At 37.8% G+C, this 17,324-nt stretch carries 13 protein-coding genes and 1 pseudogene; 7 read left to right on the top strand and 7 right to left on the bottom strand.

Annotation, left to right across the window (positions count from 1 at the left end; genetic code table 11):
• Nucleotides 1–12 precede the first annotated feature (12 nt).
• The 4 genes from cobZ to ASJ81_RS20120 all read right to left on the bottom strand — a co-directional run bounded on the left by cobZ (nt 13) and on the right by ASJ81_RS20120 (nt 4,738).
• Entirely contained in the window at nt 13–555 is a 543-nt protein-coding gene (gene cobZ, locus ASJ81_RS20135; protein ID WP_095645918.1) for an alpha-ribazole phosphatase CobZ, read from the bottom strand.
• 172 nt (nt 556–727) lie between these two features.
• Nucleotides 728–1,714, bottom strand: a complete 987-nt coding sequence (locus ASJ81_RS20130; RefSeq protein WP_095645917.1) for a cobalamin biosynthesis protein — start codon at nt 1,712–1,714, stop codon at nt 728–730.
• Complete coding sequence (gene cobD / locus ASJ81_RS20125; protein ID WP_095645916.1) at nt 1,711–3,201, bottom strand: threonine-phosphate decarboxylase CobD; 1,491 nt, start codon at nt 3,199–3,201, stop codon at nt 1,711–1,713. Before cobD ends, ASJ81_RS20130 begins: the two co-directional genes overlap by 4 nt.
• A gap of 715 nt (nt 3,202–3,916) precedes the next feature.
• Nucleotides 3,917–4,738, bottom strand: coding sequence for a putative sugar O-methyltransferase (locus tag ASJ81_RS20120; protein ID WP_212556120.1), 822 nt, complete (start codon nt 4,736–4,738; stop codon nt 3,917–3,919).
• A 949-nt stretch (nt 4,739–5,687) separates the two neighbouring features.
• Between ASJ81_RS20120 and hisS the strand changes: the two genes are divergently transcribed.
• Complete coding sequence (gene hisS / locus ASJ81_RS20105) at nt 5,688–6,917, top strand: histidine--tRNA ligase (RefSeq protein WP_095645912.1); 1,230 nt, start codon at nt 5,688–5,690, stop codon at nt 6,915–6,917.
• Nucleotides 6,918–7,496: 579 nt separating this feature from the next.
• Here the strand turns inward: hisS and ASJ81_RS20100 are convergent.
• Nucleotides 7,497–8,774, bottom strand: a complete 1,278-nt coding sequence (locus ASJ81_RS20100) for a hypothetical protein (RefSeq protein ID WP_095645911.1) — start codon at nt 8,772–8,774, stop codon at nt 7,497–7,499.
• A 583-nt stretch (nt 8,775–9,357) separates the two neighbouring features.
• Between ASJ81_RS20100 and ASJ81_RS20095 the strand changes: the two genes are divergently transcribed.
• The 3 genes from ASJ81_RS20095 to ASJ81_RS20085 all read left to right on the top strand — a co-directional run bounded on the left by ASJ81_RS20095 (nt 9,358) and on the right by ASJ81_RS20085 (nt 12,777).
• Nucleotides 9,358–10,167 carry a DUF1638 domain-containing protein gene (locus ASJ81_RS20095; protein ID WP_245860364.1) on the top strand — a complete coding sequence of 270 codons (810 nt, stop codon included), beginning with the start codon at nt 9,358–9,360 and terminating at the stop codon, nt 10,165–10,167.
• Nucleotides 10,168–11,018: 851 nt separating this feature from the next.
• Nucleotides 11,019–11,696, top strand: a complete 678-nt coding sequence (locus ASJ81_RS20090) for a hypothetical protein (RefSeq protein WP_095645947.1) — start codon at nt 11,019–11,021, stop codon at nt 11,694–11,696.
• Between the two features lie 577 nt (nt 11,697–12,273).
• A complete protein-coding gene (locus tag ASJ81_RS20085; protein WP_095645910.1) occupies nt 12,274–12,777 on the top strand; it encodes a rhodanese-like domain-containing protein in 504 nt (167 codons plus the stop codon).
• Nucleotides 12,778–13,003: 226 nt separating this feature from the next.
• Here ASJ81_RS20085 and ASJ81_RS20080 read toward each other — a convergent pair.
• Both ASJ81_RS20080 and ASJ81_RS20075 read right to left on the bottom strand, forming a co-directional pair.
• Nucleotides 13,004–13,267: pseudogene (locus tag ASJ81_RS20080) on the bottom strand (transposase); the annotation flags it as partial.
• 391 nt (nt 13,268–13,658) lie between these two features.
• Nucleotides 13,659–14,147 carry a hypothetical protein gene (locus ASJ81_RS20075; protein WP_095645909.1) on the bottom strand — a complete coding sequence of 163 codons (489 nt, stop codon included), beginning with the start codon at nt 14,145–14,147 and terminating at the stop codon, nt 13,659–13,661.
• Nucleotides 14,148–14,705: 558 nt separating this feature from the next.
• Here ASJ81_RS20075 and ASJ81_RS20070 point away from each other — a divergent pair.
• Genes ASJ81_RS20070 through ASJ81_RS20060 form a run of 3 tightly spaced genes read left to right on the top strand, consistent with a single transcriptional unit; the run spans nt 14,706 to nt 17,192 of the window.
• Nucleotides 14,706–15,320, top strand: a complete 615-nt coding sequence (locus ASJ81_RS20070; protein ID WP_095645908.1) for a TetR/AcrR family transcriptional regulator — start codon at nt 14,706–14,708, stop codon at nt 15,318–15,320.
• A gap of 15 nt (nt 15,321–15,335) precedes the next feature.
• The gene (locus ASJ81_RS20065; protein WP_095645907.1) at nt 15,336–16,085 is read left to right on the top strand and encodes an ABC transporter ATP-binding protein; all 750 of its coding nucleotides are present in this window, start codon (nt 15,336–15,338) and stop codon (nt 16,083–16,085) included.
• Nucleotides 16,086–17,192, top strand: a complete 1,107-nt coding sequence (locus ASJ81_RS20060) for an ABC transporter permease (protein ID WP_095645906.1) — start codon at nt 16,086–16,088, stop codon at nt 17,190–17,192. It abuts the gene before it with no gap.
• The last annotated feature ends 132 nt before the right edge of the window (nt 17,193–17,324 follow it).

Here is a 17,324-nt window from a genome sequence, read left to right as displayed (position 1 = left end):
CCTTTCCTTCTATCAGTCCTTTCCTACAAATTCTGCCATACCTCTTGAGTACATATTGGAAGACACGCCTCCTATAAGGCCCCCGATCACGTCATCCATAAAAGGCCCGAGCTTTGCAAGGATTCCAGGCTTCTGTTTGTCAAACCTGACAAACTCAAAAGCACCCTTGGAACCGCTGATATATGTTGCAATACTTGTGCCGAGCACTTCATCCGCAATTATAAAAGTGAGGTCTTTTTCATAGGAACTTTTGCTCAGGTTCGGAAGGTTTCCTGCCCTGCCTTCTCGCTCCAGCAGGACCCCGGAATAGATTAGAAGGCAGAGGTTTGGATCCGAAAGTGCGTACTTGAGTTCCCTTTTAAATAAAGCGTCTGCTTTCTCCCGAGTCTCTAAACCTGGATGCGGGACATACATTTCCAGAGCCGTATCAGCAAGGTCCTGAACACCGATGCCTTCTTCAGCAAGGACATCGAGGATGTTGATTGTAGATTTTTCTTCTACTTTCTCGGGCTGCCCTTTTTTCAGGTCTCTTTCCTCAATATCGGATAACTTCATATGATCACTTCGGGGTTGTTAAAACGGTTCTATTAGTTTTCGAAAATCTTTAACGCTATACACTGGCTTTTCTCAAAACCCTATTTCCCCATAACTTATTTCCGCATAGAACCTATTTCCGCATAGAATTCGCATTATATCAGGAATCGGGCTCTGGCAAGCAAAGGGAGGGTCACAGATGCAGGTATACTCCTGCTAACTGAATTACTGCCGCACAGGCAGCAAGCGAGAAGCCTGAAGCAACTGCTATTAATTGGGATACCCGTATTATATCTTTTACTTCGGTTGGAGGGTATAAGGCCCCAAGTATATAAGTATCGGGTTTTTCGAGTTTGACTCCGAGCGCTCCTGCAGTAGCTGCCATGGGATAGCCGGAGTTAGGAGACGGAGTTTTCATTCCGTCTTCAAAGGCACTTTTTATGCTATTTAGAGGGGAAATTTTCCCCAGTTTTTTCGGGAGCAGACTCATTATAAGGGCTGCTCCCAGAATGAATATGATTGAGATGCGAGCAGGAATCCAGTTCAATACATCATCGGATTTCGCTGAGAAATATCCAAGTTCCTTGTAAGGTTCGGTTTTGTACCCAACCATAGAATCCAGAGTACTTATGGCTTTAAACGCATATGCCGCCACAAGCCCGAATTCTCCGAAAAGGGCATAATAAAAAATGGGACTCAGGATGCCGTCAACATAGTTTTCGGACACAGATTCGATAACTGCAGAAGACATCTGGGTCCTGGTAAGTTTTGAAGTGTTCCGGCTTACATATATAGGGAGCATTTCCCGGACTTTGTCAAACCTATTTGCTTCGAGATGTCCGTAAATATCTTTTGCAGGGCTGAGCAGGCAGTTAATAGCAAAGGTGGCTTTTAGGAAATAAGCCTCTATAAGAAGGGCAAGCACCCTGGGAATTCCCGGAAGGGCTGTAATGTACAGCACGGAGTAACCCAGTAAAGCTGTAAAAAAAACACAGCAGAGAGCCATTACAACTCCGTAGGCTTTCCTGTGGGTCTGAGGAGCTGCATTTTTTAAGACATTGATTAGTTTTCCTATCCATACTACAGGGTGCACGGCAGCAGGCGGCTCTCCGAAAACTATATCTATAGCGGCTGCAAGCAAAAGCACCAGGGCAAGATGCCCGCTGTCTGGCACAATCATAGGATAGGCTCCATTACTTTCTTCCAGGCAACTTTCACGAGTTCATCAGTATCTCCTTCCTGCATAAGGCAGTCAAGGATTTTCTGCGCAGTTTCGGTTTTGTGAACCAGATGACAGTCAACACAGCTCCAGACTTTTCCACCTCTTGAGCTCTGGATCCACCTTCCTCCTGTACGTTCGTCTTCACAGGGATAGAATGGACAGAAGCAGAAGGTACAGTTCTGGCCTTCAAAATGGCAGGGATAATATTCGCAGGTTTTCCTGCCTCCAATGCCTTCTTCAGAAGCCTTTTCTATTACATTCTTCAGTTCTTGCTTTGCCTGTTCTTTACCCCACTGGGTAATTACATCCCCGATTGCGGCAATTAGCCTGTCGTTTACCTCTGCGGTCCGGACTGCAAGCCTTATGTAATCCTTTCCAAGACCGCGGAGGGAAGAGCAGTCCCTTATGAGGACTCCGCGAGCTGCCAGACGTGCAGTTAATTCCGTTGAATCAAGCATGAATTTGCTGATATTAACTAAAATAAAGTTTACATTCACTTCTCCGGCTTGAAAACCCCTTATCCTGTCGAGTTTAGCTTTAAAAATCTTTCCTTCTTCCCTGATCATAGTTCTTGCTTTTTTCAGGTATGGGTTTTCAATCCCGCCTTCAATATTAAGAAGGGAGGTCGCTACAGCATTTGCTACGGTTCCGAGGTTCCAGGAAAGCCTGGCAGTATCCAGAATTTCAGCTACTTCAGGGGAAGCTATTCCGAGGCCCATTCTGATTCCCGGGATTGCAAAGTCCTTTGTGAGAGAACGCATGACAAAAACGTAATTGTTGTTTGCTGCAAGGTCTGCAACGCTCTGTAAAGGATCAGATAGCTCGATAAAAGCCTCATCCACGAAAAGAAGGGTTTTATGCTTAGTACAGCGTTCTGCAAGAGCTTTGATTTCTTCTCGGGTACGGAGTTTACCTGTCGGGTTATTGGGGTTGCAAATAAAGAGAATTTTTGCTTTTTCCAGAAGCTCATCAGGAAGTGTTTCGACTTCATCCTGGCTTGGGTACTGCAGTTCTGCTCCCATAATCCGGCACTGCATCTCGTATTCTCCGAAAGTGGGCCAGGGCAGAAGGACAATATCTCCTTTTTCAACCACGCATTCCACTACAAGTCTGATAATTTCCGTTGAACCGTTACCCGGAATAATATTCTTTGGGCTTACTCCAAGCCCTACGAACTTTGCAGCAGCCTCCCGAAACTCAGGATACCTGTTGTCAGGATATTCGGTAAGTTTCTTAAAGCCAGTATTAAGAATCTCACCAAAGTTCAATCCGCTTTCCGGATGCTCAAAAGGATTTCCCAGAGGATTAAAGTTTGCACTGAAGTCAAGAATTTCACTTTCAGGAATCCCGTAAGTTTCAGATGTTTCCTGAACTAACCCTCCATGCCTGCAGGGCTTCAGGTCCAGTAGATGTTTCCTTAAAGGTACACTTCTTTGCTCGGACACGGTAATCGCAAATATTTAGTGTGAATCATGTATATTAATCTGCTTATTATATTATTCAACGTAAACTTGCCTTTATTTGCTTTACAATTGTTTGATTGCGAAAACTTAGGCTTTCGGAATCCATTATACTTTATTTTACAGATGAAAGATATTAATTAATTTTATTAAGCTCTTTAAAATCCAAACGTAAATCTCCAGTGTTATAGATTTGTAGTAAGAATTAAGCATATAAACAACGAATAAAAACGAATTAAAATTGGATCAATTTAGAATTAAGGGTTAAATATAGTAGTAAATATTAATTCCGCATTCTGCAAAGATATTATATGGAGATTTATTTGCTAAATTGCCTAAAAAACTTGATTGGCTGATTAATTCATTTTTAATCTACCTGCAATTAAGAAGCTGAGATAGTAGTTTTTGTGTGATAGTAGTTTTTATGTGATAGTAGTTTTGTGTATTACTACGGAAAATGAGTTTAATCGCAAAAATAGGAAAATTTAAAGCTACTAAAAGGTAAAAAAATTATTTTTAATATGTACTTTTATTAAAGAGCTGCCTACTATACTTAATCCGGTAAATAATTTAATCTAGTAAATAATTTAATCTGATAAGTAATTTAATCTGGTAAATAATTTAATCTGGCTAGTAAGACTCAAAACCCTTGAAAAAACTTTTTTAGAGAACTCTAAATGTTAGGGCAATTGCTTATATGTTAACCCCAAATTATTATACAATTTTTTGGATCAGTAAGAGGCTCCTCTTTTAATATTATGGAGCCAGGAATTATTTTAATTAGTTCATTTGCTTTATACGAATTAAATTCTTCTGGAGTGATTTCGTTATATGTTATGTAACCTCTTTTTGAGTTTAAAATTACTTTGTTTAAGTAAACGTCTTGAATAACACGAGGAAGCTCTGTAAAGGCATAGTTACTTATGACCAAATCATAGTTTTTTTGATCCAATTCGTTCATTGTTTTATAAGACAAAGTAGAGGGGATAATATAATTATCTAAAAATCTTTGAGCGAGATCAAGAGCTGGCTTTATATCTACTAAACAGTATGTTGCTGGTTTATAATAAGCATTGATAATCCTACACTGTCCTCCATATCCAACGCCGATTTCACAAATATTGAAGTTGTTCAGTGTTTGAAAATGAATCTTAAGGTCGGAAAGAACCTTAATATATCGAAGGGTAGTGGGTGAGATCATGCCAATTTTGTGGTATTCGTACATTCTTGGATTTCCGTAGAGGTCATTCTTCTTGAATGAGCTTATTGAATATAATATCTCAGCATCGTTACGGTCATATAGTAGTTTAAGGTATTCACTTCCCTGATCGCAAGAAACGTGCTCTAAAACCCGATTATAAATTGGATCTCTCCTAAAATTAACGAAAAATTTATAGTCATTACTTGCTTTGAGACATGATTGTGGATAGACTTGGTCATCTGATAAACTTGTAATAACTTTACGTGGAACCTTTTTAACTAAATTTAAGGGAATATTTGTTTTAACACGCAAATTTTCCATTAGATGTTTCATGTTATTATATTGGACCATACGTTTTTATATTTTTTGGAATGTAGGGGAGTTTTATTTGGGAGAGTTTTATTTTGTTGTGTTTCCGAGCATCAATTTTCATTTGTTTGAAATTTTTCTTTAATAGTTCATAAGAAATGCCCTTATTTCTTTGATTCTCATTGGCAGTGTTTATTATTTGCTGTAAATTTGAATTCAAATTTTTACATACTATGGAGAAAATTGACATCTTAATATGGAATTTTTACCCAGCAGTTCCTGAAATAATGATATGCAGAAAAATCAGCATATTGCCAGCATTTTTGCTACGGTTACACAACTTTCTCTTTCCAGGGAAAATTTGGATATAAAGCGAGTCACTTTTCTCCTTGATAAAACGTGAAGAGATTCTTGCCCTGTGTACCTCAAACCTTGAAGTTATTGCTTGCATTAGAGCCGTGAATCTCAAATTACAAAACTCATTGAACTATTTTTTACTTATTTTTCCAACTTTAATCTTTGTTACTTAAGACTCTTTCTTCACTACTCAAAAATTTCATTTCTTTCAGCCTTTTTCGGTTCATTCAAACTTCTTCCTTGAGCTGCCATTTTTTTGCCAACTTCAAGTTACTATTTTTTGCCGAATTTATATAGTATCGAAAAAGTAAAATAGTTTGCTTTTAACTACTACCTTCCAGAATCGCTAAAAAGCATATCATCAATTAAGCTAAGCAGCGTAAAATTCGGATAAGTAATAAGGCCCTTATTAGAATATCAGTAAATCAGAAATATGTGTGTCAGTAAACCAGAGATTACCCAGATTATCTTATGGACTGGCAATTTATGCCTAATCTCATGCCTATGCCTTAATACTGCTCCTTAATATTATGCCCTAAAGTTATGCCTTACAACATTATGTTTTAAAATAATTGTTTTAATTTATTATCAGGTGCATTTAAGAATGACAGTTAATAGACCAAGAGGTACCCGGGACTTTTTACCCGCCGATACTGCCCGGAGAAGATACGTGGAAAGTGTTATGCGAGACGTTGCCCGCAAATGGGACTACAGTGAGATTATTACACCCACGTTTGAACATCTAGATCTTTTCACCCTGAAGTCAGGGGAAGGGATTATAGGGGAACTCTACAACTTTACGGACAAAGGCGGCAGGGAAATGACTCTCAGGCCTGAGCTTACTGCTCCTGTCATGCGCCTGTATATAAACGAACTTCAGCCGTTTCCAAAACCTTTGAAATTGTTTTATTTCGAGAATTGTTTCCGCTATGAGCGTCCCCAGAAAGGTCGTTTCAGGGAGTTCTGGCAGTTCGGGGTTGAACTTATAGGAAGCGGAAAACCCGATTCCGATGCCGAGGTTATTGCCCTTGCCGACGCCATGTTAAAAGCCGTAGGAGTGAAGGGTGACATGAAGCTCGGAAACCTTGCAGTCATACGTACGCTCTTGAGCGGTTTTGAACCCGAAATCGTGAGCAATGTCATGCGGCTTGTGGACAAGAAAGAGTATGCAGGTCTCGAAGCCCTGCTTGAAGAGATAGGGGCCGAAAAACAGCTCAAATCCGACCTTTTTCACCTGATCAAGCTTGAAGGCAGGCATATTCTTCCTGAAGTAATAAAAATCGTAGGAAATATTCCTGAGCTTGTGAGCTTTGAAAGGACCCTCAAGCTTCTCGACGCATACGAAGTCGATTACTCCCTTGATTTCGGGATTGCACGCGGGCTTGACTACTACACAGGCATGGTTTTTGAGGTCTATGCCGAAGGCCTCGGTGCCCAGAAACAGGTATGCGGTGGAGGCTCTTACCAGCTTATCCAGCTTTTCGGAGGCGGAGATGTGCCTTCAACCGGCTTCGGGATAGGTTTTGACAGGATTATGGAGATCTGCCCTCTCACTCCTCCTGCCCCTAAAACCATTATGTTGATCTCGAAACCCGATGTCCATCTGGAAGCGATAGGTTTTGTAAATGAATTAAGAAAATATGTGCCGGTCCATGTAGACCTCATGGAACGTAACTTCAAAGCCCAGCTCTCCTATGCAAATACCATCAATGCCGACTACGTGGTCATAGTCGGAGAAAAAGAATTAGAAGCAGGGAAGCTTACGCTGAGGGATATGGTATCAGGAGAACAGGAACTTCTGACGCTGGAAGAGATTATTGAGAAAGTTTGTTAAGAACCAAACTAAAAAATCCTTTTCAGGCTGTCTCAAAATTCGACTAGTTTTACAAAAGTATTGATTTTCAAAAAAAGTACTGTGAAATATGGGTTACATTGCCATCCTTACTGTTTAACCTAATTTAACCTAATCATGAAAAATAGTAAGGATGTTAAGATTTAATTGTGGTAGGACTTACGCAGTAAATGAACTATATAAAGTATAAGCCGTTCTGCAATAAGTAATGTAGAAAGTGAAGTTCATTGGTTATCGGTTAAGGAATTTTCTTGCCCGAAATCTATCGATTTTGCACCAGAAGCCTACCTTAAATTTTGGCCAATTCACATGAAATCGATACCCTGTTCCAGCCTACAATAGAATCAAAAATTTTACAACTATTGAGGAAGTGGGGGCAATTTATCAAGATTCTTCACTTAACCGAAGACGCATGAAGTGAAGTTTAATGTTCCATGTCACTTTTTTGGGTTTAACCGCGTAAGTCCTATATGGACCAATCAACAGACTCTAAAATCCTTTTTGCTTATGAAGAGCCATCCAGTTAATATGATCCATAATTACATCGCTACGTTATCACATCTATTCTTTAAGAGACCCCATGAAAGTGAAGCTGCCCATAGGTACTCTTACACTTCTCAATGCTCTAGCCCCTTCATTAAAATCAAGCATATCAGCGGCATCTAAATATCGGTCATGATTATGATCTAAAATCCATATCATCTTCACCTCAACAGAAGATTCTTTAGGAATTGGCATGTTATCTGGAGTTTTTATCAACACTTCCAGATCACCTTTATAATTCGCAGGAACCACACCTTCGGTAGAGACAATTTGGAATCCACGCGATACTTTAACATCGCCGCTATCTATATCAGACAATTGAGGGTCCTTGCATCTAAGAGCTACCACTGTACCTTCCGGCACTTTATTGCAATGGGCTTCAAAAGCAAATTTTTCAGGACGGCCATCCAGGTTATTAAATTTGAGAGTTGACTCAACTGCAATAGGATCTACGTTAAGCCACCCACTCGCTCCGTTATTTCTACGCCAGGTTGCTGCGTCCCAATTCCCGGATATCGTTAAAGGATCGGATTTGGTAAAGAAATCCGTGGTAATTGCAGCAACTAAGCATGAATGTTTTGCAGTTTTAGGGTCAAACATAAATGCTTCACTAACTCCACGAACATTAATATTCATAGGACCCGGACTTCCATTAATAAGATTTACAACTCCTTCAATATCTCCAGTGTTTACAGTTTCCAGCTGTACCCAGTCTGATGGCCTTTGATTAAAACCGGGATCAGCATTAAACACCTTTACTTTTGGAGTAAGGGCTCCCAAAAATTGAAGATTTTGACAACGAACATATACATAATTTTTGTCAGTTTGCGATCTATTCCAGAATTTATTGTTCCAATTTGTAATTAACTGTTCTGCATCAAGAGGAGTATTTTCGTTGCACACTATATCCAGGCAATTACAATTGTCATTTTCTGGAATTTTTCCTTGATCCGATTGAAGCCTTCTGATCAATATACCTCTCCACTGAAGCATGGCAGAAGACGCATATTGTTGAGCCAGTGTTGGATCATAGCCTACAGACTTCACCATACAAGCAGCAAGTAAAGACGAATCCATTTTTATTCCATTCCAATAATTATCCGCATATACCGCACTGAATACATTAGCAATATCTTTCATCGTTAGGCTGGGATCCATACGCCTGTATATGTCAGCCATTGCTGTTGTATCATAATCACCATTTTTTTGATGAGCAATCGCTGCGTTCCACGTGTCTTGAATATTGTGTATATCGATTTTACTTTCAGTAATTAACATACATTCTTGGCTTAACATAATAATTAACACCTCATTTTTATCATATTTATATTAATTCGTAATATATTCATTTAAATTATGTCGTTTTTGTTATTACCTTGTAACATGATAATGTTATTTATACTTTTATAACCTTATAAAGAAAAATTTAATTTTAACAGGTAACTGATGACACCTATTTTTTTATAGGAGTTAATCCCAAAACTCAAAATGACTTGTCAAATTAAGGATAATCAATAGAGAACTTCAGATTATAAGGTGAATTTCGGAATAATTTTCATGATTAAAAACTTAATTTTATAGGAATTTGAAACTTAGAGATTCAATACTGAGTTTTGGAATAGCTCACTCCTGAGCTTCTGTTTATCCCATTGAATTTCCTCACAATTTTTGCAACGTAACCCAAAACAGTGATATTAGCATACAAAATGCAAATATACCGTTATGACGGGATATGCAAAACTACCTAAATTGGAAGCAGAATAAAAAACAGTCTGAAAGAGGTTTTCACATGCCCATACTGAGTATTATCGCCTGCAGGATGTTTGAGGACGAACTTTCCCATATCATTTAGAGTGATAGAGAACTGGAGCAGTTGATTGTGGTGGAAGGCAAGGATAGTTTCGGGCTACTCCAGAAGCTCAAATCCGATAACTGCCTGCCCAGAACAACGCCCCTGGACAAGGTTCCCTTTCTCCTGGGAAACGGGAACGACTCTGGCTTGATGACGATTTCAAAACTCCTGTTTATACTTCCTTTTTTCAGAAAAATTCACGAGAAGATAAAACTCAAAGCGGCTCACAGGGTGACGGTGGTCGTAAACCCCCCCCTTAGACTGGGGCTTCATGATGATCTTAATATCCTTAAGTCTGAAATCTACAAAAATATCAAAGAAATGGCCTCGTTTTCGGATGGAATCCTCCTCTTTTACTGCAGCTGCGGAGAAGCCTTTGAGAATCTGGAAGAAAACTTTTCGGAACTTGACTGCCCCCTTTACTGGCTGAAAGACGGAAATGGGGAAGTTGTGGCAGACTGCATAAGCGCCGCTCTCGGTGGAAACGCCGCCTACGACGAAATCATGTACGCCTGCAGGGGGACTGGCGCCCTCTACTTCACGTCCATGTGGGCTTCGAGCTGGAAGCAGATGGAAGAAGAAAGAAAGAAATCCCGGAATTTCAGAGATAATTTCCTGAAGGACCCTAGGTACTCACGAGTTGTAAAACTTGATACTGGCCTTTCATACGATCCTGATTTCCATAAAAATGTCCAGGATTTTGCCCGCACTTTCAACACGGAAATTATGGAAGTAAAAGGAAGTGTGGAACTTACAGAGAAGTCCTACAGGACAGCCAAAAACGGTGTTATCCAGCATACTCTGAAATCATTTTTCCATAACTTACAAGATATGTGATATACCATCTAACGTTTAGTAGGATGATTTCTCCTTCGTAGCTTTTCAACTTAAAGGAATTAGATAGAGATTATTATTCTCTTGATTTCCCCTTAATTCGTTATACATTTATTATGAACTCATCCCACAACGGATGCATTGATAAAAATTAACACACTGATTTGTTTCAATCACCAATGTTTATAAAGTTGATTAAAGTGTTAATTGTTAGAGACTTTGGTAATACAGATTATATAGGTGTTTAAAAATTGTAATGTTTGGAATTCAATCAGAGGTGGCATCAAAGATTGGAATCCAAAATTCAGAAGCTCGAACAGTTACTTACAAAAAAACCACTTTCCGCAGATGCACACAAAAACGCAATCAACTTTCCCAGTATGGCAGTAGATTAAGATTAGCCTATCCTTAAACGAATTATTTTGGGCAATTAGGCAAATAAATTCTACATTTGTGTTCAAGTGCGGAAAGTGGGATACAAGATCTAGAAAAGTAATTTTGAGCTGATCTCACAACTCCCAACAATTAAATTGGGAGCGCGAAGAATTATGAATACCCAAACCTCCACAGGCTGTTTCACAACCGTAGTTAGCGATAAAATTCCTCCTTTTTTTATTTAAAGGCTTTAAAAGCCTTATTTTTTTACAGATTTTTGCCCTGAATTTGAATTGTCGGACAACTCCTGAAGGACGGGTATTCGTGACCCTCTGCGTTCCCGTAGTAATAAATTTCTTATTCTTTTTACTGCATAGATAACAGAAATAGATTCTTTATGTTAAATGGATAAATTTTTCATAAAAATTATCCAGGTCAGACTTAATCACTTTATAATTTCATTGGACTGGTCCAAGCATATGTTTTACAACAAAGTGAATAAAAAGATAGCTTTTCTGGTATTCTTAATAGTCGCTCTTGTTGGAATATGGTTTATTCTCGATACTCTTTTAATCGGGCCAGGGCTGCCCCGTTCAGAGTCAATGCCTAAATGGTACATACCTGGAGCCTGGCGAGGAAATGTGCAGAGATGTACTTCATTCTTTCCGCAAATTTCCCCTTACTGTAATTTAGGAAAGTACTCCGAAGGTAAATTTATAAATGTCTGGTACTTTGACGATGAATCTGAATTTTTAAAAGGGGAAGATACTCTTTATCGATGTCTAAACGCAAATGGTAGTGTTTTCCAGCAGAAACTAAATATTAGTACAGAGCTTCAAGAAAAGATTAAGAGAGATGAAGCTAATAATTCCTGGGGTCCAACTATTGGTTCTCACTCGTTTAATGCAACTGGATATCAAAGCCCTGAGACTTCGGGATATTTTCTAGTGTATGAGAAACCTTTCCTTGAAACTCGAGAAGATTATTTCATAGTTTATTACGGAATCATGGGCCTAACAAATCTCACTGAAGAAACACCAGAGCTGAAAAAATTAATTGCAGAATCGTATTATATGTCTAACGAAGAAGGAAAGGTTGATAGTTTAATGGCAGAGGATGAAAAAGAGAAAAACAACTCTTTACTGTCCTGGTTCTGAAAACGTTTTTTGGCAAAAATAAACGTTATTTTCTCTTTTTAAACATTTTTAAGTTTTAGAATTATCCTTTTATCGATATTAACTGGAATTAAATTCTCATTAAAATCTATAAAACCTTAAAGTTTAGGATTCCTTCAAAACTTATTTTTTAAAGGGCAATTTCTCTTATTGTGTAATGTTCGACTCTCTGAATTGAAAACCAAATTATTAAATATCTTTGAATGTATTTCAGTTATAATCTTCGTTTACTTAGTAACTGAAGGTTTCAAAAATATTTATCGGAAAATATCACTTGTCTCCTGGTGGATTTTGTATTTTTTAAAATGAACCTATCCCAAAACCAATATAATGCCAGAATAGTAGTTATAATATTGGCGGTAATAGTAGATTAGATAATGTTTTGGGATAGGCTCAATAAATATTTTACCTAAAATAAAAATATTTTTAAGGGAGAGCTAGGTTTGGCGGTGTTTTAAGAAGTAAAACGTTATATAACGCGCTATTTCAAAGTATTTCTAAGGCTCTATGTTCTCCCTGAAGTTTAAAGAAGGTAAAATGTATTACTGGAGGAGTAGAGTTGAATAAACAATATATATCATATTTTATTGCAATTCTGATTGCACTTCTCATAATTGCTCCGAGCATTGCAGGAGCAGCACCTAAGACTGATTGTATTGTCCCAGATTATAAGAATATCACAGCTTGTCAAGCTAAAAACATACTGGAAAATAAAAACGTATTTCTTTTGGACGTTCGTACGCCTGCAGAATATAACTATTCTCACATTGAAGGAGCGATATTAATACCATTAAAAAACGTGCCTGCACATGATCCTGTTAATTTGTCCGACGACCAGTTACTGCCCAATCGAATTAATGAACTGCCAAAAAACAAAAACACAAAAATCGTTGTTTATTGCTATACCGGGAAACGAGGCAGCATTGCAAGTCAAATAATAGTTGATGCCGGTTACAAGAGAGTATATAATATTCAAGACGGCCTTACAGCATGGGTAAATGCAGAATATCCAGTTGTAATTGATTCTGAAAAATGGTTAACTAATTATCCTCATTACCTGTAAGGAGATTCATATGGCATATCCGGGCTTTCGTAGAAATCTTCGGGCTTATGAATTTCCAAATAGATAACTAAAGGTACAAAGTTAGATTTTAGTGATTGATTAGAGGATTTTTATAGAGCCTGAACTTTATACTCGTGACTTACGATTGAAATCAAATTGCGTGCAGCCACCCCACCCTAAAAAAGGATGGGGTATGCTTCGGGCCGCCCGCCCGGTAGTCTGGCAGTTAGAAATCATCAAGTCTTCCTTGCTCTGATCTCACGAACCTATGTAATTGAGACTCTTCACCCGGTTTTCCTTGCGATTTTTTAATGTAATGCTTGATTGTATCAGCAGTACTTTTCCAATGAATCGATAGAATTTGCCATTTAACCATAGACTTCTATTCCAATATTGTTTTTTAGATCAGGATGGAGCTTGAATAGCTGTAAGAACTGCCTCCTTTCAAATATTGAATTACCTCTGAGAGAGAATTACTTGGATGGAATTCATGAGTCTTCGGTTAAGTGAGAAATCGTGACAAATTCATCAATTTCCTCAATATTTGTCAAATATTTTAATAAATTACGAGATGGAACAAAGTATAGATTCCATGCAAATAGACCAAAATTTAAAGCCGACCTCTAATGCAAAATCGATAACTTTCAGCACGAAAATTATTTAACCGATGACTAGTGGAAGAGTTTTATAAATATATTATATGCTCTTAAAAAGAAAAATAAATAGTTTTGTAGAAGTGTAGTTCTGAAGTGTAATTCTGTAAAGCCTTAGATATCTTACAGTCTTTTTTCATATAGATTCGAACCTATATGAGTTCAGTTTCCTGAGATTTTACAGATTTGTTTTATTGTGTTAATATGTAATCCTTATGTTATCTTGTGTTAATATGTCACCCGATAAATATATCCATCTTCATCTGTATATACAGTTACGTAATCATGAAATTGTCTGGATAATAGCAGCGTTGAATACACTTCTATTTCTTGGGTATCGTGCGGACACTTAATCCAGAACCAACCTAGTGGATTACCGGAACTATCCTGAAGCATAACACTTGTAAGACCTGTATCGTCTACTGTGTCTATGGTTCGTACCTGTACATCATAATACACGTCTTGTGTATAACCATAACTGGCGACTGTGGCATTAACAGGTGCTTCCGTGACATTTTCAGGTGATGATGATAATTTATCTTCTGTCGTTTCCAAAGGTGTGGATACCGATACATTTTCTGACAAGGATTCTCTTGTTTCTAAAGATGTATTATTTGATGTGTTTTTTGGTGAAGCTTTTTTCTCAGCAATTTGACCAAACACAAGTGGAATTGCCCCCACTATCAGAGAAAGCACTAAAATTGCATCATTGGTCATCGGTTAAGGAAAAATCGTTATCAATTGAATTGATTTTCATAAAATTTGTTAAATTATTCATCAAATGCAAAACTGGAATCTGATATCGATTTCAATTTAAACACTAAACATTTGGGTTTGAGTTTTTCCGTCGAAATCGAGATCAGCAGCTCAAAATCCTTAACCGAATACAAATGAAAATTGCATATATAAGTTTACTTTTTGACATTTCATTTCCCTCCAATTTTAACAGTTAAAGATTCAAAGCGGTTTGATGCTATTGATTTTTCAGTTAAATCATATCGATTTTATTAGATCCTAAGTATAAATATAATAATATAAAAAATGTGTCGAATAAAGTCTAAGAAAGTAAGTACCATAACAGTTTATATATAGTTTAATCAATATATAATGAGATACGTGTTTTAGAATCTGTATTTTCAAACGGATATCTCAAAGTTCCGCTTTATTTTGTTCACAATCGAGTTAAAACAAGCTTCGATGTTTTATGTAGATTAAAAAAAATTATTTAGTATACTAACAATATATTTAAATGTAAGTAAGTAATTACTTACTTACATGGATGATACAGAACAAAGAATCTTAGACGCAGCTTTGAGAGTATTCGCCAGTGAAGGATTTACGGGTGCGACTACCCGAAGAATTGCGGAAGAGGCAAACGTTGCCGAGGTAACTTTGTTCCGAAAGTTCAAGTCAAAAAAAAACCTGCTGAAAGAGGTGTTAATTAACAATCAAACTGTTTTTTCATCACTGGAGGACTTATTCCAATTGTTTCAAAACGAAAAAGATGTAGACCTTGAAACAGAGCTTCGTATTTTGGGAAAAAATATTGCAAAAGCTATGAGAGATAAAAAGAAGGATAGCAAACGCCGGATGTTTATGTTCATGTTGTTTGAAGAAGGAAGACGGAGACCTGAAGTTTCTGAGGCTCTATCATCTTTTCTTCAAATGAATATCAAGCCTTTGAGCGAATATTTCGATTTGCAAATTAAAAACGGAAAAATGCGTACTACAAACTCCAGGTCTGCAGCAATAACTTTTGTCAGTTATTTTGTTTATACATCTTTACTAAGAGAAGTATTTGGTGACAGTTTTTTTGGTGAACATGATGAGGAAATTGAACGGTTTATTGACATATTTACTAAAGGTATCCTGAAGGTTGAAGAGAACTGAAAAACAGGTGAGTAAATGGAACCAATTATTGAGGTTAAAAATCTTGTTAAAGTTTTTCATTCACGAGGAAGGAAAATAACCGCAGTGAACGATGTCAGCTTCGATGTATTCAAAGGAGAAATTTTTGGCATGATAGGACCAAACGGAGCTGGCAAATCCACCACATTTTCCATGCTTACCACGTTAATAAAGCCTACAAGCGGCAGTATAAAAGTTTCAGGCTTTAATGTTGACAAACAGGACGATAAAATAAGACCACTAATAGGTATAGTCCCTCAGAAGCTCAGCCTTTACCCACTCCTTACAGCAAGAGAGAACCTGGAACTTATGGGTAATCTCTATAATGTTCCAAAAAAGGAAATGGAAGAAAAAATTGATTATTATCTGAAACTTGTAGGTCTTGAAGCGAGTGCCGATCGTTTTACTGGAGGCTTTTCTGGAGGCATGAAGCAGCGACTATCAGTAATCGCTGCAGTATTACATGATCCTGAAATTTTATTCTGGGACGAGCCTTCAACCGGGCTTGATCCCCAGACCAGAAATGTTATCTGGAAACTTGCCAGAAAGTTCAACGACGAAGGGAAAACCCTTATTTTTACAACCCATTACATGGAGGAGGCAGATAATCTCTGTGACAGGGTTGCTGTGATGGACTCAGGCAAATTGGTAGCTCTCGATAACCCGGAGATTTTAAAGGAAAAAACTGGGAGTACAAATCTTGAAGAAGTTTTTGTACGCTTTACAGGAGAAGAGGTACGTGATTAAATGACAATAAAAACTGAGCTAATGGATTCCTTAATTGTAGCAAAAAAAGAATTCAAAATACTTTTTAGAAAAAAAGCGCTCATAATCCCTCTTGTTTTATTCCCTATAATCATGATAGTTTTTTTTGGCTACGGCATGGGTGGAACAGTCAAAGAAGCTCCTATTCTCATAGTCAATGATGATACCGGCAGAGCCTCAAGTTCTCTTGTTCAGGAAATTGGAAGCTTTACTGAGAAATACAACGGAGACCCGATGTTCTCTGTAACCTACACAAAGGACATGTCACAGTCAGAAGCTGAAAGTAAAATAAATGATGGAATGTATAAAGGCGTTCTGATCATTCCGCCGGAATATAGTGAGAGCGCAACGAAAAACGAAAGTACGACTTTGACACTCCTTACTGATTCCTCAGACACTACCACAAGTAGCATAATTGTAAATTATATGAGACAATTGTTGTCGAAAACAGGGTCAGTGTCTTTAAACATTCCCAACATTTACGGTAATCTGGAATATCTGGACTTCCTTATACCAGGTGTTATAGCCCTCACCGTTTTTATGGGTTCTGTAGCAACCACAGGTTCTGCTATTGCAGGAGAAAAAGAAGATGGTACACTTGTTCGTATGTTAATGACGCCTATCAGCAAGAGATCTGTAATTCTCGGGAAAACGATATATCAGCTAATACTGCAATTGGGCAGAGCTGTTATCCTGATACTTGCAGCATATTTTCTGTTGGGATTCAATATGAATGGTAGCTGGCTTCTTATTTCTCTGGTGCTTATTGTTTTCACTCTAGGTGGCGTAGGGATGGGGATAGTCATGTCTTCAAGGGTAGAAGATATGGAATCTTTCTTTCAGTTAAACATGCTGGTTACTATGCCATCAATGTTTGTTACAGGTGTGTTTTTTCCCTTGAGTTCGGTTCCTGACTGGATGCGCTATATAGCTTACTGTTTGCCTCTGACATATGCAATAGATGCTATGCGTATTATTATGATCAAGGGTCAGGGTTTGAACGCCATATCTACGGATTTGATAATACTTTCACTATTTGCTATTGTTACTTTCACTGCAGGTGTCCGTCTCTTCAGGAGGGAGGCATAAAATGAAAAAAATGATAATAATCTCTTTTCTATTGCTTGCTATGATATCATGCGCAGAAGGCGCTTCCAATTCCCCGGATAATTACAATGTTCCTCAAAGCTTTGATCTTGGAAAAAATTACTATACTGTAGA

The sequence above is a fragment of the Methanosarcina spelaei genome (genome assembly GCF_002287235.1).
GTDB lineage: Archaea > Halobacteriota > Methanosarcinia > Methanosarcinales > Methanosarcinaceae > Methanosarcina > Methanosarcina spelaei.
Note: the sequence above shows the minus strand (reverse complement) of the source record. Positions and strands in the feature narration are given on the sequence as shown.

Coding starts and splice junctions, on each gene's coding strand:
- cobZ (WP_095645918.1), bottom strand. CDS start 555: ATGAAGTTATCCGATATTGAGGAAAGAGACCTGAAAAAAGGGCAGCCC.
- ASJ81_RS20130 (WP_095645917.1), bottom strand. CDS start 1,714: ATGATTGTGCCAGACAGCGGGCATCTTGCCCTGGTGCTTTTGCTTGCA.
- ASJ81_RS20120 (WP_212556120.1), bottom strand. CDS start 4,738: ATGGAAAATTTGCGTGTTAAAACAAATATTCCCTTAAATTTAGTTAAA.
- hisS (WP_095645912.1), top strand. CDS start 5,688: ATGACAGTTAATAGACCAAGAGGTACCCGGGACTTTTTACCCGCCGAT.
- ASJ81_RS20100 (WP_095645911.1), bottom strand. CDS start 8,774: ATGTTAAGCCAAGAATGTATGTTAATTACTGAAAGTAAAATCGATATA.
- ASJ81_RS20090 (WP_095645947.1), top strand. CDS start 11,019: ATGTTTTACAACAAAGTGAATAAAAAGATAGCTTTTCTGGTATTCTTA.
- ASJ81_RS20075 (WP_095645909.1), bottom strand. CDS start 14,147: ATGACCAATGATGCAATTTTAGTGCTTTCTCTGATAGTGGGGGCAATT.
- ASJ81_RS20070 (WP_095645908.1), top strand. CDS start 14,706: ATGGATGATACAGAACAAAGAATCTTAGACGCAGCTTTGAGAGTATTC.
- ASJ81_RS20065 (WP_095645907.1), top strand. CDS start 15,336: ATGGAACCAATTATTGAGGTTAAAAATCTTGTTAAAGTTTTTCATTCA.
- ASJ81_RS20060 (WP_095645906.1), top strand. CDS start 16,086: ATGACAATAAAAACTGAGCTAATGGATTCCTTAATTGTAGCAAAAAAA.